15 protein-coding genes are annotated in these 19,536 nt (G+C 72.2%); 11 read left to right on the forward strand and 4 right to left on the reverse strand.

Annotated elements, in window-relative coordinates; genetic code table 11:
- Nucleotides 1–10: 10 nt before the first annotated feature.
- Complete coding sequence (locus AAFF41_RS15295) at nucleotides 11–223, reverse strand: hypothetical protein (RefSeq protein ID WP_054231569.1); 213 nt, start codon at nucleotides 221–223, stop codon at nucleotides 11–13.
- Nucleotides 224–673: 450 nt separating this feature from the next.
- Between AAFF41_RS15295 and AAFF41_RS15300 the strand changes: the two genes are divergently transcribed.
- Nucleotides 674–1,873 carry a bifunctional adenosylcobinamide kinase/adenosylcobinamide-phosphate guanylyltransferase gene (locus AAFF41_RS15300; protein ID WP_343324077.1) on the forward strand — a complete coding sequence of 400 codons (1,200 nt, stop codon included), beginning with the start codon at nucleotides 674–676 and terminating at the stop codon, nucleotides 1,871–1,873.
- A gap of 57 nt (nucleotides 1,874–1,930) precedes the next feature.
- Here AAFF41_RS15300 and AAFF41_RS15305 read toward each other — a convergent pair whose 3' ends face one another.
- Nucleotides 1,931–2,995, reverse strand: a complete 1,065-nt coding sequence (locus AAFF41_RS15305; RefSeq protein ID WP_319752510.1) for a class I SAM-dependent methyltransferase — start codon at nucleotides 2,993–2,995, stop codon at nucleotides 1,931–1,933.
- A gap of 151 nt (nucleotides 2,996–3,146) precedes the next feature.
- Between AAFF41_RS15305 and cobT the strand changes: the two genes are divergently transcribed.
- From cobT to AAFF41_RS15320, 3 genes are all read left to right on the forward strand, one after another.
- The gene (gene cobT / locus AAFF41_RS15310) at nucleotides 3,147–4,232 is read left to right on the forward strand and encodes a nicotinate-nucleotide--dimethylbenzimidazole phosphoribosyltransferase (RefSeq protein ID WP_343324078.1); all 1,086 of its coding nucleotides are present in this window, start codon (nucleotides 3,147–3,149) and stop codon (nucleotides 4,230–4,232) included.
- A 247-nt stretch (nucleotides 4,233–4,479) separates the two neighbouring features.
- A complete protein-coding gene (locus AAFF41_RS15315; protein WP_319752512.1) occupies nucleotides 4,480–6,276 on the forward strand; it encodes a phosphatidylglycerol lysyltransferase domain-containing protein in 1,797 nt (598 codons plus the stop codon).
- A 70-nt stretch (nucleotides 6,277–6,346) separates the two neighbouring features.
- Nucleotides 6,347–7,072: a hypothetical protein gene (locus AAFF41_RS15320; RefSeq protein WP_319752513.1), complete on the forward strand. Its 726-nt coding sequence runs from the start codon at nucleotides 6,347–6,349 to the stop codon at nucleotides 7,070–7,072.
- Here AAFF41_RS15320 and AAFF41_RS15325 read toward each other — a convergent pair.
- Nucleotides 7,015–7,776 carry a hypothetical protein gene (locus tag AAFF41_RS15325; protein ID WP_319752514.1) on the reverse strand — a complete coding sequence of 254 codons (762 nt, stop codon included), beginning with the start codon at nucleotides 7,774–7,776 and terminating at the stop codon, nucleotides 7,015–7,017. The genes AAFF41_RS15320 and AAFF41_RS15325 overlap by 58 nt on opposite strands.
- An 85-nt stretch (nucleotides 7,777–7,861) precedes the next feature.
- Between AAFF41_RS15325 and AAFF41_RS15330 the strand changes: the two genes are divergently transcribed.
- From AAFF41_RS15330 to sucB, 4 genes are all read left to right on the forward strand, one after another.
- A complete protein-coding gene (locus AAFF41_RS15330) occupies nucleotides 7,862–8,644 on the forward strand; it encodes an adenosylcobinamide-GDP ribazoletransferase (RefSeq protein ID WP_319752515.1) in 783 nt (260 codons plus the stop codon).
- Nucleotides 8,645–8,819: 175 nt separating this feature from the next.
- Entirely contained in the window at nucleotides 8,820–10,349 is a 1,530-nt protein-coding gene (locus AAFF41_RS15335) for a leucyl aminopeptidase (RefSeq protein ID WP_319752516.1), read from the forward strand.
- 260 nt (nucleotides 10,350–10,609) lie between these two features.
- Nucleotides 10,610–11,998: a dihydrolipoyl dehydrogenase gene (gene lpdA, locus AAFF41_RS15340; protein ID WP_319752517.1), complete on the forward strand. Its 1,389-nt coding sequence runs from the start codon at nucleotides 10,610–10,612 to the stop codon at nucleotides 11,996–11,998.
- Between the two features lie 92 nt (nucleotides 11,999–12,090).
- Nucleotides 12,091–13,932: a 2-oxoglutarate dehydrogenase, E2 component, dihydrolipoamide succinyltransferase gene (gene sucB / locus AAFF41_RS15345; protein WP_343324079.1), complete on the forward strand. Its 1,842-nt coding sequence runs from the start codon at nucleotides 12,091–12,093 to the stop codon at nucleotides 13,930–13,932.
- A gap of 92 nt (nucleotides 13,933–14,024) precedes the next feature.
- Here the strand turns inward: sucB and AAFF41_RS15350 are convergent, their stop codons facing one another.
- Nucleotides 14,025–14,252, reverse strand: coding sequence for a hypothetical protein (locus AAFF41_RS15350; protein WP_319743507.1), 228 nt, complete (start codon nucleotides 14,250–14,252; stop codon nucleotides 14,025–14,027).
- 508 nt (nucleotides 14,253–14,760) lie between these two features.
- On the opposite strand from AAFF41_RS15350, the gene AAFF41_RS15355 reads away from it, so the two are divergent.
- The 3 genes from AAFF41_RS15355 (at nucleotide 14,761) to AAFF41_RS15365 (ending at nucleotide 19,461) form a co-directional block, all read left to right on the forward strand.
- Entirely contained in the window at nucleotides 14,761–15,384 is a 624-nt protein-coding gene (locus AAFF41_RS15355; RefSeq protein WP_054230749.1) for a GntR family transcriptional regulator, read from the forward strand.
- 264 nt (nucleotides 15,385–15,648) lie between these two features.
- Nucleotides 15,649–18,351 (forward strand): pyruvate dehydrogenase (acetyl-transferring), homodimeric type, encoded by a 2,703-nt coding sequence (gene aceE / locus AAFF41_RS15360; protein WP_319743510.1) that lies wholly within the window; start codon nucleotides 15,649–15,651, stop codon nucleotides 18,349–18,351.
- Nucleotides 18,352–18,462: 111 nt separating this feature from the next.
- Complete coding sequence (locus tag AAFF41_RS15365) at nucleotides 18,463–19,461, forward strand: helix-turn-helix transcriptional regulator (protein ID WP_319743513.1); 999 nt, start codon at nucleotides 18,463–18,465, stop codon at nucleotides 19,459–19,461.
- Nucleotides 19,462–19,536: the final 75 nt, after the last annotated feature.

Genomic DNA, 19,536 nt, shown 5'->3' on the forward strand with positions numbered 1-19,536 from the left:
CCCGGCCGGCCTACTCCGGTTCGGCGTGCAGGCTCATCGGCCCGTAGATCTTCGTACTGTCCTCGAAGAGGAACACCTGGTCCGCGCCGCCCTCCAGGAGGTCCTTCCAGACCTCGCCGATCCAGGACTCCGCATCCCCCTGTGTGGTGAACTCCTCGGGCTGTACCGCGGGTTGGACCTCTGTCCCGTCGGACTTCTCGAACCGCCACGTCCATGCCGCCATGTACGCCTCCCAGGTGTGAGCACACTGCACAGCGGAAGCCGCACAAGATCCGGCTCCCGTCCGAAGCCTAGGGCCTGTCCGGCCGATCAAGTCGCAGAAAAGTGACGGGGCCTCGGCAGTGCCGGTGAGCGGGGTCCGGTGCGTGCAGCTGCCAGGCGGAGGAGGGAAGCGACGCGAGGGGGGTCCCCCTGTTCGAGCGAAGCCGAGAACTTGGGGGAGTCGTTGACCGACGACAACGCCGCCGGACCCCCTGCTCGAAGAGCTGGGAGGAGTGCGTGCCAGACCCCGCGCCTGAGGCATGATCGGTCGGACAGGCCCTAGGCGCTGCGCCGGGTGCGGAACGGAAGATCGCGAGTCGCGGCACGCGCCGCGGGTCGTGAACGGCCCCGCGCGTCTACGGGCGCTGCACCCGAACGCGCGCCACCCACGGTGACACGGGAAGATCAGGGCGTGGAACTCACTCTGCTCGGCACCGGCGCCCCCGAGGGCCTGCCCCGTCCCGACTGTCCCTGCGCGGCCTGTGCCAGTGCGCTCGGCGGGAACGCGCGGGCGGCCACCGCGCTGCTCGTGGACGGCACGCTGCTGCTCGACCTCACGCCCGGCGCCGCGTTCGCCGCGGCCCGCGCCGGGCACTCGCTGGGCGGTGTACGGCAGGTGCTGCTCTCGCATCCGCACGACGGGCCCGCCGTCGAGGTGCCGGCCGGGCTCCCGCAGCCCGTACGGGTTCCCGACGGCAGCGAGCTGGCGCTGCTGACCGGACACCGGGTGCGGGCGGTGCCGATGGACTCGCCCGGCACGGGGTACGCGGTGACCGGACCGGACGGACAGCGGCTGCTGTATCTGCCGCCGGGCGCGGCGCCCGCGGGACTTGAGGAGAACGGCGACTCGTACGCCATGGTGGTCGCCGATGTGGTGGGGCGGCCGGACGCCCTGGCGAAGCTGCGCGCGGTCGGGGCCGTCGGGCCGACGACGGACGTGATCGCGGTCCACCTCGACCACGACGTGCCGCCGGGCCCGGAACTGCGGCGGCGGCTCGCGGCGGCGGGCGCGCGGGCGGTGCCGGACGGGACGACGCTGGACGTGGGCGTCTACGAGGACGTACCCGACGTACCGCGCCGCACCCTCGTGCTCGGCGGGGCGCGCTCGGGCAAGTCGGTGGAGGCGGAACGGCGTCTGGAGTCCTTCCCCGGGGTGCTGTACGTGGCGACGGGCGGGTCCCGCAAGGGGGACAACGAGTGGGCGTCGCGCGTGCACGCCCACCGTGAGCGGCGGCCCGGCTCGTGGCGCACGGTGGAGACCTGCGACCTGGTGCCGCTCCTGGAGGGCTCCGGGCCTCCCCTCCTCGTCGACTGTCTGTCCCTCTGGCTCACGGACGCGATGGACTCCGTGAACGCGTGGGACGACGCGGAGTGGGCCGGCGGCGGCGAACGCGCGCTGCGCGCCCGCGTCGAGGAACTCACCTCCGCCGTCCGCAACACGCGCCGCACCCTCGTCGCCGTCTCCAACGAGGTCGGCTCCGGCATCGTCCCCGCCACCGCCTCCGGACGCCGCTACCGCGACGAACTCGGCCGCCTGAACGCGGGGTTCGCGGCGGAGTGCGAGCACGTGCTGCTGGTGGTGGCGGGGCAGGCGCTGGCCTTGCGGGGCTGACCGGAGCCGACCGAGGCCGACCTGGGCTGACCAGGGCTGACCAGGGCTGACCAGGGCTCAGGCTTGTCTGCGGGCGATGATCCGGAAGGCGTTCGAGAAGCGGGTGCGGCGGAAGACCGGGGCCATCGCGTGGTCCAGGGCGGAGGCCGAGGCGAGCAGCGGAACGCTCGCCCGGGCCAGGACCGTGTGCAGGGCGCGCTGGAACTGGGTCGGCGGGGTGGGGCGCCAGGGGGCGTCGAGATCCGGCAGGACCCGGCCGAGGGCCAGCGCGAGGGCGCCGGCGAGGTCGTACGGGATGTGCGGTTCGCGGCGGTCCGTCGCGACGATCTCGCAGCCGAGGGACTCCAGTTCGCCGAGCAGGTTGGACAGCGGCATCAGGTGCAGATGGCGCGGCTGGCCGTACGACACCCACCATCTGCCCAGCAGCGCGCCGAACGCGCAGTCGGGGTCCGGCACTTCGACGAGGAGGTGACCGCCGGGCCGCAGGACCGTCAGGGCGGCGCGCAGTTCCTCGCGCGGGTCGCGGGTGTGCTCCAGATGGTGGAACATGCTCACGACGTCGTAGCGGGCGCTCAGCCGCCCGATGATCCGCGGGTCGGTGAGCCGGCCGCGGTGGGCCTCCTCGATGTGCCCGGCCGCCCGTGCCTTCTCGACCCGCCGGGTGGGGTCGAGGCCGTCGAAGGACGTGTACGGGTGGACCTCCCGGGCGACGGCCGGGAAGTGCCCGTGCCCGGTGCCGACGTCGAGCCAGCTCTCCGGCTCGGCGTGGCGGAGCAGCGCGCGGGCGGCGGCCCGGTGGCGCCCTCTGCTGCCGCGGGCGCCCAGGAGCCGGTCGCTGAGGCCGTCGAGGCCCTCGTGGAAGTCCCGGTGGTAGAAGGCCAGCCCCTCCGCGCTGAGCCGGGGGTTCTGGAAGGCGTGGGAGCACTCCGCGCACTCGTCGACGACGAACGTGCCGGGCTTGCGCTGCACCTGGTCCGGCGTCCGCAGCCGGGTGCGCAGCCGCTTCGAGCCGCACCAGGGACAGTCCTCCCGGCGCGGTTCGTGGAACCGGTCGGTGCCTTGGGCGAGTTCGGCCGCGTAGGCGGCGCGGCGATCGGCGCTCGGGGGTGGCGTGGGGGGCATGGACGCTCCTGGGGACGGCAGGGTGGGGGGACGGCGGGGCACGCGAACGAGCCGTACGACAATCCGACACAAACGGTACGTAGCGGATCGTGATCCGAGGTGCACCGACGTGGCGCGGACGTGTTCGATCGCTGCCGGTACTGTTCGGCGAATGAGCTCGCTTAATCTCGACGACTTCACCGATCTGATCGAGCGCCCCGACGGAGGCGTGCGCCGGGACGCCGAGGCGCGCCGGGAGCGTCAGATCGTGCCGCCCGGGGCGCTGGGCCGCCTCGACGAACTGGGTGAGTGGCTGGCGGCGGCGCAGTCCGCGGTGCCGGTGCGGCCGATCGAGCACCCGCGCGTGGTGCTGTTCGCGGGCGACCACGGGGTCGCCGGACTCGGTGTGTCGGCGCGGCCCGCGGGCACCGCCGACCAGTTGGTGCGGGCGGTCCTGGAGGGCGCGAGCCCCGCGGCGGTGCTGGCGCGCCGGCTCGGCGTGCCGGTACGGCTCGTCGACATGGCGCTGGACTGCGATCCGCAGGAGCTGCCCGCGGAGGTCGTACGGCATCGGGTACGGCGCGGGTCGGGGCGGATCGACGTCGAGGACGCGCTGACTCCGGAGGAGGCCGAGGCCGCGTTCCGGGCGGGGGTCGCGGTCGCGGACGAGGAGGCGGACTCCGGTACGGATCTGGTGGTGCTCGGCGATGTGAGCGTCGGCGGGACCACCGCGGCGGCCGTGCTGGTCGCGGCGCTGTGCGGGACCGACGCGTCGGTGGTCACCGGGCGGGGCGGGCGGCCCATCGACGACCTCGCGTGGATGCGCAAGTGCGCGGCCGTGCGGGACGCCCTGCGGCGGGCTCGGCCGGTGCTCGGGGATCAGCTGCAGCTGCTCGCCGTGGTGGGCGGCGCCGATCTCGCGGCGATGACGGGGTTCTTGCTGCAGAGCGCGGTGCGGAAGATGCCGGTGATCCTCGACGGGGTCGTCTCGGCCGCGTGTGCCCTCGTGGGGCAGCGGGTCGCCTTCCGGGCGCCGGACTGGTGGCTGGCCGGCCAGAACAGCGGCGAGCCGGCCCAGGCGAAGGCCCTGGACCGCATGGCCCTCGAACCCCTCCTCGACCACGGCGTCACGGTCGGCGAGGGCGCGGGAGCCCTCCTCGCCCTCCCGCTCGTCCAGGCCGCCGCCGCCCTCTCGGCCGAGCTCCCGGAATCTCCGACTCCCGAGCCCGAGCCCGAGGTCTCCGACCAGAACGAGTGAACCGCCTCTCCCTCGAACGCCGGACGGGCTGAAGGACGCGGGCCGGGGTGGATGGGGCAGCCTCCGGCCTCGCCCTCGAACGCCGTCCACCCCGAGGCTTTCGGGGGTGCGGGGAACTGCGCGAACAGCCCCCACCGGCCCGCAGCCGAAGAACTGGCGAAACCCACCCCGCAACAAATCCCCGGCCCGCATCACCCGTACCGCCCCTCCCCCGCACGACGCACCCCGCCCCATATCATCGCCCTTTATGGGAGATGCCCGAATTGCCGCTGACCAGGAGCGGGTCCCGGCCCGTCAGGGTGAAGGGGACCACCTGTCCACGGGCGCGTCGCGCAGAGCCGCGGCCTTCGCGGTCTGGTACTTGCGGGCCGTCGCGTTCATCAACTTCCTGAGCGCCGCGTGGGTGTCGCTCGGGCAGGACGTACGGCGCCACAACACCGAGAACCTCTTCACCCCGTACCTGCTGACGGCGGGATTCGCCTCGGGTGTGTTCACCATGTTCCTGGCCATCACGATGCGTCGCCGCAAACGGGCCGCGTGGATCCTGAACTTCGTGCTCAGCGGACTGTTCCTGATGCTGTTCGCCGTCGCGATGACGTTCCCGGAGATCCGCCAGTACGCCCAGAACTGGGTCTCCATCGCCCTGACCGCCGCCTTCGTCGTCTCGCTCGTCGTCGGCCGCCGGGAGTTCTACGCGAAGGGCGACCGGTCGAACCCCAAGCTCGCCGCGGCCGTCGCCGTCGGCGGACTGCTCGTCGCCTCCCTGCTCGCCGCGCTGCTGGTGACGGTCACCAACAGCGCGCAGGACGCCTACCGTTCGACCTTCTGGGACCGCTGGCGCTACGGCGCCCTGCGACTGGTCTCCGTCGCCGCCGACGACTCCCGCTTCCGCGGCCTGGAGATCGCCAACTGGGTCAACGTCACCATCAACGTGCTCAGCACCCTGCTGGTCCTCGCCGTGTTCTACGCCGCCTTCCGCTCCCGCCGCGCCGTCGACCCGCTCACCGAGGACGACGAGAAACGGCTGCGCACCCTGCTCGACCGGCACGGCGACCGCGACTCGCTGGGCTACTTCGCGCTGCGCCAGGAGAAGAGCGTGATCTGGTCGCCGACCGGCAAGGCCGCGGTCGCGTACCGCGTCGTCGGCGGGGTCTCGCTGGCCTCCGGCGACCCGATCGGCGACCCGGAGGCGTGGCCCGGCGCCATCGAGCCCTGGCTCGCCGAGGCCCGCGCGCACGGCTGGATCCCGGCGGTGATGGGAGCGAGCGAGGAGGCGGGGACCGTCTACTCACGGCACGGGCTCGACGCCCTCGAACTCGGTGACGAGGCGATCGTCGAGACGGCCGAGTTCACCCTCGAGGGACGCGCCATGCGCACGGTCCGCCAGGCCTACAACCGCGTCAAGCGGGCCGGCTACGAGGTGCGCATCCGGCGGCACGAGGACATCCCGGCCGACGAGATGGCGTACCTCCTGCGGCGCGCCGACGACTGGCGGGACGGGGCCACCGAGCGCGGGTTCAGCATGGCGCTCGGACGACTCGGCGACCCGAGCGACGGGCAGTGCGTGATGCTGGAATGCACGGACGGAGAGGGGGAGTTGCGGGCGCTGCTGTCCTTCGTGCCGTGGGGGCCGCGGGGGCTCTCGCTCGATCTCATGCGGCGTGACCGGGACGCCGAGAACGGGCTGATGGAGTTCATGGTGATCGAACTCCTGCGCCGCGCCCAGGAGATCGGGATCACCCAGGTCTCGCTCAACTTCGCCATGTTCCGTTCCGTCTTCGAAAGAGGTGGACGCCTCGGTGCCGGACCGGTCCTGCGACTGTGGCGTTCCCTGCTCAGCTTCTTCTCACGCTGGTGGCAGATCGAGTCGCTCTACCGGGCCAACGCCAAGTACCGGCCGATCTGGGAACCCCGGTTCCTGCTCTTCGAGAAGAGCGCGGACCTGCTGCGCATCGGCCTCGCGGCCGCGCGCGCCGAGGGGTTTCTCGAAGCACCCGGACTGCCGAAGTGGCTGCACCGCAGGCACCTGGAGTCGCACCGATGAGGGTGGCCGGACAGACGGGAAGAGCCTGCCGGACGGGGACCTGGACAGCAGGACGGATGGGGACCACTGCATGAACACCCTCGCCCGCCTCGCCCGCGCCGAATGGGGACTGCTGTACGTCACCGTGCGCGAGGCACTCGCCGGACAGCGATGGCGGGCGATGCCGGTGACGCTCGGGGCCGTCTGTCTGACGGCCATCCTCCAGTTCGTGCAGAACCAGCCCTGGGGCTTCCAGTTCGTGCAGGACATCGGCTCCGTGCGGGCCGAGGAGCCACTCTGGCTCGCCCTGCTGCGCACCCCGCTCTCCCTGTTCGTGCCGGCCCTCGACCTGCCGGTGTGGGGCGCGCTGCTGCAACTTCTCGTCGTGTTCGGGATCGCCGAGATCTGTCTGGGCTGGTGGCGGATGCTCGTCATCGCGTACGCCACCACGCTGGCCGGCACGCTCTACGCGCGCGTGGCGATCTCGCTGAGCCCGGGCAACCCGCTGGGGCTGCCCGTGACGGACGCGCAGGTCGTGGACACCGGGCCCTCGGCGGCCGTGGTCGGCCTCGCCATCTTCGTCGCCTGGCGCTACCGCGCCTACTGGACGGGGTGGGGGGTGGTCGCGGCGATGGTGATCGAGGTGGCGTTCAAGGGGAACCTCGCGGGCAAGGAGCACATCGCCGCGCTCGCCGCGGTCTTCATGCTGTACGGCATCTCGATCCTGCGTCACCGCCACCGCTACCGTCGCCGTCGCCTTCACCGGCGGCCGGGCAGGGGCCGGACGGGATCCGGTTTTCCGCCGATCCAGTCCTGAAGCCTGCGGCGCGGGCCGAACCAGCGGCGGTCGTGGTGGTAGGCGCGCAGCATCGACCTGGCCCGGGCGCGCGGCCTGCGACGGTAGAAGCGCTTGGCCCACGGGGAGACCGGGCGGGCCAGCCGGACGGCGCCGATGAGGGCGACGAACGGGACGATCACGCCGAAGATCGCCATGCGGGCCTTGCCCTTGCTCAGGGCGAGCAGGGCGAAGAGGAAGTTCACGGCGACGCTCAGGATGACCCCGCCCCGGTCCTGGAGTTCCTCCTGGGAAATGTCGTTGACCCCGAACGGCAGGAACCCGGCGAGCACCAGGCCGACGAGGGCCGCCGTGACCAGGACGACCTCGACGCTCTTGCGGCCCTCCTCGCTCCAGTACACGTCGTCCAGGTGCAGGATCAGCGCGAACTCGTCGAGCACCAGTCCCGCGCCCGCCCCGAACACCACCGCGAACAGGGCGGCGCCGAAGCCGTGCCGGGAACTGGCCACCGCGCCGAAGCCGCCGATCACCGTCAGGACGACACCGGGCACGACGTGGTGGATGTGCAGACCGCCCGCCTTGACGTTGCCGAACGGACCCTTGCCCGCGCGGATCAGGCGGACGATGACACGGGTGATCACAAAGGTCAGCACGAAGGAGGCGAGTGCCAGCAGGAGCGGCAGCTTTCCCGGTTCGATGATGTTCCTCTGCAACCAATGACCCATATTGCGCACTTTATCCGCGGCTCTCACGCCCGGCCGCCGCACCCGTCCTCGGTCGGGCCGCCACCTCCCCGGGTACCCTGCGCCGGTGTCCAGGACCCCTCTCCCCCACGGCCTCCGCTTCGCCTTCGGCACCCTGACCGTGCTCCCGGTCACGGTCACCCGCTGGGACCGTGAGGCGGCGCGCGGCGGAATGCTGTGCGCCCCCGTCGCCGGGCTGGTCGTCGGGGCGGGCGCGGCGCTGGTGGGCGTGACACTGCTCGCGATGGGCGCGGGCCCTCTGCTGGCCGCCGTCGCCACCGCCGCCGTACCGGCCGCGCTCACCCGCGGTCTGCATCTCGACGGACTCGCCGACACCGCGGACGGCCTCGGCAGCGGCAAGCCCGCCGAGGACGCGCTGCGCGTCATGAAGCAGTCCGACATCGGCCCGTTCGGCGTGATCACCCTGCTCTTCGTGCTGCTGGCGCAGGTCGCCGCGCTCTTCCAGGCCTACGAGGCCTCGTGGGCGCGGGGTGTGCTCGCGGCCGTCGTCTCGGCGACCGCGGCCCGTCTCGTCCTCACCCTGGCCGCGCGCACCGGGGTGCCCCCGGCCCGCCCCGAGGGCCTGGGTGCCGCGGTCGCGGGCACGGTGCCCGTGCGCGGCGCCCTGCTGGTGGCCCTCGCCGTCACCGTCGCGGCGGCCGGCGCCGGCGCGCTCCTCGGCAGGTACGACCTCGTACGCGCCCCCCTGGCCGTCGTCGCGGCCTGCGCGAGCGCCGAACTGCTCCTGCGCCACTGCACCCGCCGCTTCGGCGGCATCACGGGCGACGTCTTCGGCGGCCTCGCCGAGACGGCGGCGACCACCGCACTCGTGGCGCTCTCCCTCGGCTGAACTTCCAGCGAGCGTAGGAATGAGCGAAACCCGGCGGCGCGCGTAGGCTCGTCCCGAGTATGTGCCACCCAGGTAAAGACACTCCCTGAGGCCGGATCTAGGGTCATTCGTCAGGGCCCGGTCGACCCATCCCTACTCGGCCGCAGCAAAACAATGGAAGCGAGATCTCACCACAGTGACTGCTCTGACTCTCAGCACCGCCGCGGCGTCCGGCCTGCGGGCCGACGCGATCGTCGTCGGTGTCGCGAAGGGCGCCAAGGGCCCGGTCGTCGCACCGGGTGCCGAGGCCGTGGACAAGGCGTACGACGGCGCACTCGCCGGGATCCTGGAGACCCTCGGCGCATCCGGCGGCGAGGGCGAGGTGACGAAGCTGCCCGCGCCGACCGGCTTCAAGGCGCCCGTCGTCGTGGCCGTCGGACTGGGAGCCGTCCCGGAGAAGGACGACACGTTCAGCGCCGAGGCGCTGCGCCGCGCGGCCGGTGCCGCGGCCCGCGCGCTCGCCGGTGCCAAGAAGGCCGTCTTCGCCCTGCCGATCACCGACGCCGCCGACGCGGGCGTCCTGGCGGAGGGCGCGGCGCTCGGCGCGTACGCCTTCGACGCCTACAAGGAGAACGGCAAGAACGGCAAGGACGCGAAGAACGGCAAGGCCCCGCTCGCCGAGGTCACCCTGCTCGGCGGCAAGCCCCGCGACGCGGCGTACAAGGCGGCCCTCGCGCGCGCCACCGCCGTGACCGAGGAGCTCAACCGCGCCCGCGACCTCATCAACACCCCGCCGAACGACCTCTACCCCGAGGCCTTCGCCGCCGTCGCCACCGCCGCCGGCAAGGAGCACGGCATCAAGGTGCAGGTGCTGGACGAGAAGGCCCTGGCGAAGGGCGGCTACGGCGGCATCCTCGGCGTCGGCGCGGGCTCGGCCGCCGCTCCCCGCCTGGTGAAGCTGTCGTACACCTCACCGAAGGCGACCAAGCACCTCGCGTTCGTCGGCAAGGGCATCACTTACGACTCGGGCGGCATCTCGCTCAAGCCCGCCGGGCACAACGAGACGATGAAGTGCGACATGAGCGGCGCGGCGGCGGTCTTCGCCGCCGTGGTCGCCGCGGCGCGCCTCGGCCTCGAGGTCAACGTCACCGGCTGGCTGGCGCTCGCCGAGAACATGCCCTCCGGTTCCGCCACCCGCCCCGGTGACGTGCTGCGCATGTACAGCGGCAAGACCGTCGAGGTCCTCAACACCGACGCCGAGGGCCGTCTCGTGCTCGCCGACGCGCTGTGGAAGGCGTCCGAGGAGAAGCCGGACGCGATCATCGACGTGGCGACGCTGACCGGTGCGATGGTGCTCGCGCTCGGCAACCGCACCTTCGGCGTGATGGCCAACGACGACGCGTTCCGTACGGCGGTCGTCGAGGCCGCGGAGGAGGTCGGCGAGGAGTCCTGGCCGATGCCGCTGCCGGAGCACCTGCGCAAGGGGATGGACTCGCCGACCGCCGACATCGCCAACATGGGTGAGCGGATGGGCGGCGGGCTGGTCGCCGGTCTCTTCCTGAAGGAGTTCGTGGGCGAGGGCATCACGTGGGCGCACCTGGACATCGCCGGGCCCGCGTTCAACGAGTCCGGCCCGTTCGGCTACACGCCGAAGGGTGGCACGGGGTCGGCGGTGCGGACGCTGGTGCGACTCGCCGAGCTGACCGCCGCGGGCGATCTCGGCTAGAGGCGCTTCACGGCCGCGGGTGAAGCGCGGCCGGTCGCACGGTACCTCCGTGCCCCCTGTCGGGGCGCGGAGGTACCCCCGTATTCGGACAGTGCGACTTCTCACACACCGGCCCGGCGTCTCGAACGCTCCGGACAAGTGCGAAGATGGGTTCTCGGCAGGACAGGGCCCCCACCACAGGGCCGAAGAAGAGCGGCCGGACACCAGCCGCCGACCGGTCACTGGAGACCGGCGTGGCGCACATGCATGGAGGACGTGACGTGGCGAACGACGCCAGCACCGTTTTCGACCTAGTGATCCTCGGCGGTGGCAGTGGCGGTTACGCCGCGGCGCTCCGCGGGGCGCAGCTGGGCCTGGACGTCGCCCTGATCGAGAAGGACAAGGTCGGAGGCACCTGCCTGCACCGGGGATGCATCCCCACCAAGGCCCTGCTGCACGCGGGCGAGATCGCCGACCAGGCCCGCGAGAGCGAGCAGTTCGGCGTCAAGGCCACCTTCGAGGGCATCGACGTCCCGGCCGTCCACAAGTACAAGGACGGGGTCATCTCGGGCCTGTACAAGGGCCTGCAGGGTCTCATCGCGTCCCGCAAGGTGACGTACATCGAGGGTGAGGGCCGACTGTCCTCCCCCACCTCGGTCGACGTGAACGGCCAGCGCGTCCAGGGCCGCCACGTGCTGCTCGCGACCGGCTCCGTGCCGAAGTCGCTGCCGGGCCTGGTGATCGACGGCAACCGGATCATCTCCTCCGACCACGCGCTGGTCCTGGACCGCGTCCCGCAGTCCGCGATCGTGCTCGGCGGCGGCGTCATCGGCGTCGAGTTCGCCTCCGCGTGGAAGTCCTTCGGCACCGACGTGACGGTGATCGAGGGCCTCAAGCACCTCGTCCCGGTCGAGGACGAGAACTCCTCCAAGCTTCTTGAGCGCGCGTTCCGCAAGCGCGGCATCAAGTTCAACCTGGGCACCTTCTTCTCGAAGGCCGAGTACACCCAGGACGGTGTCAAGGTCACCCTCGCCGACGGCAAGGAGTTCGAGGCCGAGGTCCTGCTCGTCGCCGTCGGCCGCGGCCCGGTCTCGGCCGGTCTCGGCTACGAGGAGCAGGGCGTCGCGATGGACCGCGGCTATGTCCTGGTCGACGAGTACATGCGGACGAACGTCCCGACCATCTCCGCCGTCGGTGACCTGGTCCCGACGCTCCAGCTCGCGCACGTCGGCTTCGCCGAGGGCATCCTGGTGGCGGAGCGTCTGGCCGGCCTCAAGACCGTTCCGATCGACTACGACGGCGTGCCCCGGGTGACGTACTGCCACCCCGAGGTCGCCTCCGTGGGCATCACCGAGGCCAAGGCCAAGGAGATCTACGGCGCGGACAAGGTCGTCGCCCTGAAGTACAACCTCGCGGGCAACGGCAAGAGCAAGATTCTCAACACCGCGGGCGAGATCAAGCTCGTCCAGGTGAAGGACGGTGCCGTGGTCGGCGTCCACATGGTCGGCGACCGCATGGGCGAGCAGGTCGGCGAAGCCCAGTTGATCTACAACTGGGAGGCGCTGCCTGCCGAGGTCGCCCAGCTCATCCACGCCCACCCGACGCAGAACGAGGCAATGGGCGAGGCCCACCTGGCCCTCGCGGGCAAGCCGCTGCACTCGCACGACTGATCCAGTCCCCGGCTGATTTCAGTCATCGCGTCGCCCCTGGGCGCGACGACGACCACAGACTTCCGCACCATTCGTAAGGAGCAACAGAAACCATGGCGGTTTCCGTAACCCTTCCGGCGCTCGGTGAGAGCGTCACCGAGGGCACTGTCACTCGCTGGCTGAAGGCCGAGGGCGAGCGCGTCGAGGCCGACGAGCCGCTGCTCGAGGTGTCGACCGACAAGGTCGACACCGAGATCCCCTCCCCCGCCGCCGGTGTCCTCGCCTCCATCAAGGTCGCCGAGGACGAGACGGTCGAGGTCGGCGCCGAGCTGGCCGTCATCGACGACGGCACGGGCGCGCCCGCCGCCGCCCCCGCTCCGGCCGCCGAGCCCGTGGCCGCCCCGGCCCCGGCTCCGGCCGCTCCCGCCCCGGTCGCCGAGGCCCCCGCGGCCCCGGCCCCCGCCGCCGCCCCGGCCCCCGCCGCCGCTCCGGCCGGTGGCGCCTCCGGTACCGACGTCGTGCTGCCCGCGCTGGGCGAGTCGGTCACCGAGGGCACCGTCACCCGCTGGCTGAAGGAGGTCGGCGAGGAGGTCGCGGAGGACGAGCCGCTGCTCGAGGTCTCCACGGACAAGGTCGACACCGAGATCCCCGCGCCGGTCGCCGGCGTGCTGCTGGAGATCGTGGTCGGCGAGGACGAGACCGCCGAGGTCGGCGCGAAGCTCGCCGTCATCGGTGCCCCGGGCTCGGCTCCGGCCGCCGCCCCGGCTCCCGCGGCTCCGGCCCCCGCCGCTGCCGCCCCGGCTCCGGCCCCGGCCGCTGCCGCCCCGGCTCCGGCCCCGGCCGCCCCCGCGGCTCCGGCGCCCGCCCCGGCCCCGGTGGCGCCGGCCGCCCCGGTCGCGCCCCCGGCTCCGGTCCAGGCCGCCGCCCCGGTCGCGCCCGCCGCGCCTGCTCCGACCCCCGCGCCGGTTGCCGCTCCCGTCACCCCGGCTCCCGCGCCCGCCGCGCTCGCCGTTGACGACGGCGCGTACGTGACCCCGCTGGTGCGCAAGCTCGCCGCGGAGAACTACGTCGACCTGGCCTCCGTCAAGGGCACCGGCGTCGGCGGCCGTATCCGCAAGCAGGACGTCCTCGCCGCCGCCGAGGCCGCGAAGGCCGCCGCCGCTGCCCCGGCTCCGGCCGCTGTGGCTGCCGGTGGCCATGCGGCCAAGAAGGCGCCGGCCCTGGAGGTCTCCCCGCTGCGCGGCCAGACCGTCAAGATGCCCCGCATCCGCAAGGTCATCGGCGACAACATGGTGAAGGCCCTGCACGAGCAGGCCCAGCTGTCCTCGGTCGTCGAGGTCGACGTCACCCGCCTGATGCGGCTGCGCGCGCAGGCGAAGGACTCCTTCGCGGCCCGCGAGGGCGTCAAGCTCTCCCCGATGCCGTTCTTCGTGAAGGCCGCGGCCCAGGCGCTGAAGGCCCACCCGGCCGTCAACGCCCGGATCAACGTGGACGAGGGCACGATCACCTACTTCGACACCGAGAACATCGGTATCGCGGTGGACTCGGAGAAGGGCCTGATGACCCCGGTCATCAAGCACGCGGGCGACCTGAACATCGCCGGCATCGCCAAGGCCACCGCCGAACTGGCGGGCAAGGTCCGGGCGAACAAGATCACTCCGGACGAGCTGTCCGGCGGCACCTTCACCATCTCCAACACCGGCTCGCGCGGCGCGCTCTTCGACACGATCATCGTGCCGCCGAACCAGGTCGCGATCCTCGGCATCGGTGCCACGGTCAAGCGTCCGGCCGTCATCGAGACGGAGGAGGGTACGGTCATCGGCGTCCGCGACATGACCTACCTGACGCTCTCCTACGACCACCGTCTGGTGGACGGCGCCGACGCGGCCCGTTACCTGACCGCGGTCAAGGCGATCCTGGAGGCGGGCGAGTTCGAGGTCGAGCTCGGCCTGTAACCACCCCCGCACGCGCGCTGCCCCCGTCCGGGACCTTCCGGACGGGGGCTTCGCGTTTCCGCCCACAAGGGGCTTCGCGTTCGCGCCGCGGGTCACCGCGGCTTCAGCGCGCTGTCCGACCACAGCACCAGCGTCTCCACCCAGAGGTTCGGGATCTTCGTCGGGTACGCGGGTGCCAGGTGCCGCGTCCGGTACGCCCTGAGGACGTCGTACGTGGCGTCCAGGCAGTCGCGCGAGCCGAGGCCCCCCGTCGCCGGGTCGACGCCGACGAGGAAGCCCCGCTTCTCGACCGTACGGATCATGGCGCGGGCGGAGCTCACGTCACTGGTCGACGAGTCCGTGCAGCGGTAGCGGCTGTACGGGTGCGTGGACTTCCCCGGGAGGGGCCCTGCTCGAGCGAAGCCGAGGTGCCGTGGGCCCGCGCCGCACTCGGCCGCACGGCCGCCCCCGTGTCCACGGGCCCGCACGCCGCCACGGCCGCGACCGCCCCGGCCGCCGCAGCCCAGCGCAACCCCCGCTTGCGTCCCCATCCGCCCCTGCCGACCCCCTGGCGCTCGCGGGAGCCCTCCGTGGAAACCCCCGCGCCGAACCCCTGTGCAGACCTCCACACCGTGCGGGGCCTGCGGGTTCTCGGAGTGACACGGACGTGACGCCTCCGGACTCCACCCGGTACGGGTCTTTACAGCCGCGGCCGCTCTGACAGCGTGTAAGTCTCGTCTCACCTGCATGAAAGCGCCCCCGTACGCCTCTCTCCGACGGGGCTGCGGCCTTATTGTCTAAAGGTCAAACGCCCCTGGGGCCGGCCCGCCCCCAGCGAAGGAGCCCCTCATGACCGCGCCCGTCGTCCACTCGCTGCGCGAACAGATCCGCGAGCACATCGTGGAGGGGATCGTCAGCGGGCGCTGGAAGCCGGGCGAGCGGATCGTGGAGCGGCGGATCGCGACCGAGCTGGAGGTCAGCCAGACCCCGGTGCGGGAGGCACTGCGCGAACTGGAGTCGCTGCGGCTGATCGAGTCGGCGCCCAACAAGGGTGTGCGCGTGCGCAACCTGACGGCCGCCGACCTGGAGGAGAGCTACCCCGTACGGGCCGGTCTGGAGGCCATCGCGGCCGAGCTGGCGGCCGAGCGGCTCGCCCAGGACTGCTCGGCCCTGGAGCCGCACGTCACGGCGCTGTACGAGGCCGACCGGCTGTCGGACGGCACCGGCCAGGTCCGCCACACCGTCGCCTTCCACCGCGAACTCGTGCGCGCCGCCGGCAACTCCGTCCTCCTGCACACCTGGGAGGGCCTGGGCATCGAGGTCTTCACCGCCCTGTCCATCCGCTGGCTGGGAACCGTCCAGCAGTCGTACGCGGAGGAGCACGAGGCGCTCGTGGACGCCTTCCGGCGCCGGGATCCGCTGATCGCCGACCTGGTGAAGGCGCATGTGCTGGGCTGCGCGCCGCGCCCGTGACACAGCCGAGCGCACCCACGCTCACCTGGGGAAACCCTGGGAATCCAAGGCACCCCGTGCCTATTGTCAAGGCACCCCGTGCCGACTTTTGCGATACGAAGAGGTTTTCGCCTTCACCCCTTTGATCGATCATCGATCAGGGAGTTACAGTCAGCGCTGGGCTCCCACCAGAGCCCGCCGCCCTGTCCTGCCAAAGACATAAGGGCACCCCCGAAAACCCCTTGCCGATGAGGGAACCCCCCTCCGCATCCGGAAGGCGGCGCAATGACCGACCCCACCGCAATCCAGCCGAGCGAGCTCGATCAGCTCCCGGACCGCGACCCCGAGGAGACCGCCGAATGGCAGGCCTCCCTGGACGCCGTCACCCAGGCGGCCGGGCCGCACCGTGCCGCGTACCTGATGCGCCGCACGCTGGAGCGCGCCGAGGGCAACGGTCTCGCGCTGCCCAAGCTGCTGGAGACCGACTACGTCAACACCATCCCCACCGCCGCCGAGCCCGTCGTGGACGGCGACGAGGCGATGGAAGCCCGGATCACCGCCTGGAACCGCTGGAACGCGGCCGCGATGGTGACCCGGGGCGCGAAACACGGCGTCGGCGGCCACATCGCCACCTTCGCCTCCGCGGCCTGGCTCTACGAGACCGGCTTCAACCACTTCTTCAAGGGCAAGGAGGGTGACGGGTCCGGCGACCAGCTCTACATCCAGGGCCACGCCTCCCCCGGCATCTACGCCCGCGCCTTCCTCGACGGCCGGCTCACCGAGCAGCACCTCGACAACTTCCGCCAGGAGGCGGGCGGCAACGGCCTCCCGTCCTACCCGCACCCGCGGCGCCTGCCCTGGCTCTGGGAGTTCCCGACCGTCTCCATGGGCCTCGGCCCGCTGTCGGCGATCTACCAGGCGCGCTTCAACCGCTATCTGACCAGCCGCGGCATCAAGGACGTCTCGCAGTCCCACGTGTGGGCGTTCCTCGGCGACGGTGAGATGGACGAGCCCGAGTCGACCGCGGCACTCGCACTCGCCTCCCGCGAGGGCCTGGACAACCTGACCTTCGTCATCAACTGCAACCTGCAGCGCCTCGACGGCCCGGTCCGCGCCAACTTCAAGATCGTGCAGGAGCTGGAGGCCCAGTTCCGCGGCGCCGGCTGGAACGTCGTGAAGTCGCTGTGGGGCTCGGCCTGGGACGAGCTGTTCCAGCTCGACACCACGGGCGCGCTCGTACGCCGCCTGCGCGAGGTACCCGACGCGCAGGTGCAGACGTACCAGACCCGCGACGCCGCCTACATCCGCCAGGACTTCTTCGGCGCCGACCCGGCGCTCGTCGAGATGGCGAAGCTGCTGAGCGACGACAAGATCGCCGAGTGCTTCCACCTCTCCCGCGGCGGCCACGAGTCCCGCAAGGTGTACGCGGCCTACCGCGCCGCCCTCGCCCACAAGGGCGCGCCGACGGTGATCCTGGCCCAGACGGTCAAGGGCTTCACGCTCGGCGAGGGCTTCGCGTCCAAGAACGCCAACCACCAGATGAAGAAGCTGTCGACGGACGAGTTCAAGCAGATGCGTGACCTGCTCGAGCTGCCCATCGCCGACAGCCTGTTCGTCGACGGCGTGGTTCCCTACGGCCACCCGGGCGCCGACTCCCCCGAGGTCCGTTACCTCCAGGAGCGCCGCGCGGCCCTCGGCGGCCCGGCCCCGGCCCGCCGTACCCACGCTCTCGCCCCGCTGCCCGCCCCCGCCGACAAGGCGTTCGCGTCCTTCGACAAGGGCTCCGGCTCGCAGAACGTGGCGACGACCATGGCCTTCGTCCGCCTGATCAAGGACCTCGTCCGCGACAAGGAGACCGGGAAGCGCTGGGTGCCGATCGTCCCCGACGAGGCGCGCACCTTCGGCATGGAGAGCCTCTTCCCCTCCCTCGGCATCTACTCGCCCAAGGGCCAGACGTACGAGCCGGTCGACCGCGACCAGCTGATGTACTACAAGGAGGCCAAGGACGGCCAGATCCTCAACGAGGGGATCACCGAGGCCGGCTCCATGGCGGACTTCATCGCCGCGTCCACCGCGTACGCCACGCACGGCGAGGCGATGATCCCCTTCTACATCTTCTACTCGATGTTCGGCTGGCAGCGCACGGCCGACCAGATGTGGCAGCTCGGCGACCAGCTCGGCCGCGGCTTCCTCGTCGGCGCCACGGCCGGCCGTACGACGCTGACGGGCGAGGGCCTCCAGCACGCCGACGGCCACTCCCCGGTCATCGCCGCGACCAACCCGGCCGCCCTGTCCTACGACCCGGCGTTCGCGTACGAGATCGCGACGATCGTCAAGGACGGTCTGCGCCGGATGTACGGCGAGGCGGCCCCGGGCGAGGACTCGAACGTCTTCTACTACCTGACGGTCTACAACGAGCCGATGCCGCAGCCCGCCAAGCCGGCCGGCCTCGGTATCGACGAGGGCATCGTCAAGGGCCTCTACCGCTTCAACACGGCCGAGTCGGCGGGCCTGTCCCCCGTCGCCAACGCCCCGCGCATCCAGCTGCTGGGCTCCGGCACGGCGATCCACTGGACCCTTCAGGCACAGAAGCTGCTCGCCGAGGAGTGGGGCGTGGCCGCCGACGTGTGGTCCGCGACCTCCTGGACGGAGCTGCGGCGCGACGCGCTGGAGGCCGACGCGGCCCTGCTGCGCGGCGAGGAGCGGATGCCGTTCGTCCGCCAGGCGCTGCACGGCGCCGAGGGCCCGGTGCTCGCGGTCTCCGACTACATGCGCCAGGTCCCGGACCAGATCGCGCAGTGGGTCGAGCAGGACTACTCCTCGCTCGGTGCCGACGGCTTCGGCCTCTCCGACACCCGTGAGGCGGCCCGTCGCCACTTCGGCGTCGACGCGCAGTCGATCGTCGTCGCGGCGCTGGCCCAGCTGGCACGACGGGGCGAGGTCAAGGCGTCCGCGGTGAAGGAAGCGCGGGAGCGCTACGGACTCTGAGGGTCCGCCTGTTCCCGGTGTTTCGCGAGGGGCGCGGTGGCTACGGCCGCCGCGCCCTTCGGCGTTCCCGCGTGCCGCTTCGCTGTCGGTGGGGCCCGGCATCATGGCCGTATGCGTGCTGCCCGCCTGATCAAGATGGTGCTGCTGCTCCAGTCACGGCCGTCGATGACCGCCGGCGAGCTGGCGCGGGAGCTCGAGGTGTCCGAACGGACGATCACGCGGGACGCCCAGGCGCTGTCGGAGGCGGGCGTTCCGGTGTACGCGGACCGGGGCAGGGCCGGGGGCTACCGCCTGATCGGCGGCTACCGCACCCGCCTGACGGGCCTGGCGCGCACGGAGGCGGAGGCGCTGTTCCTGAGCGGGGTGCCGGGGGCCCTGCGGGACATGGGTCTGGAGGACGCCGCCTCCGCCGCGCGCCTGAAGGTGTCCGCCGCCCTGCTCCCCTCCCTGCGGGACGCCTCGCGGGCGGCGGGACAGCGGTTCCATCTGGACGCGCCCGCGTGGTTCGACGAGCCCGAGACGCCCGAGCTGCTGCCCGTGGTCGCGGAGGCGGTCTGGGACGACCGTCGGATCACCGCGGGGTACCGGCGCGGGACCGCCGAGGTCGAGCGGGTCCTCGAACCGTACGGGCTCGTACTGAAGGCGGGCGTCTGGTACCTGTGCGCGCGGGTGCCCGAGCCCGGGCCGGCCGGGTCCGGCCCCTTCCGGGTCTACCGGATCGACCGCTTCACGGAGGTGAGGGCCGCCCCGGAGTGCTTCACCCGGGAGGACGGGTTCGACCTGCCCGGGTTCTGGGCGGAGCGGGCCGGGCAGTTCGCACGGTCCATCCTGCGGGCGGAGGCCGTCGTACGGCTGTCTCCGGAGGGCGTGCGGAGACTCGCGTACGTCGTCGACCCCGCGTCCGCCAGACAGGCGCTGGACGGGTGCGGTGACCCCGACGGGCGGGGCTGGGTGACGGTCACTCTCCCCGTCGAGTCCGAGGAGGTCGCCCATGGGCAACTGACGGGGCTCGGGCCGGAGGTGGAGGTGCTCTCGCCGGCGGCGCTGCGGGAGCGATTCGCGGGGGACGCGGTGCGGCTGGCGGCGCTGTACCGGGAAAACGCCTCGTAGCCCGCGGTTTTACCGTCGGCATGTGCGTGCATAACAATCTGCGGCACTCCGCGTGCGTCACTCCCGTTCAGGCCC

The organism is Streptomyces mirabilis (assembly GCF_039503195.1).
GTDB classification, from domain to species: Bacteria; Actinomycetota; Actinomycetes; order Streptomycetales; family Streptomycetaceae; genus Streptomyces; species Streptomyces mirabilis_D.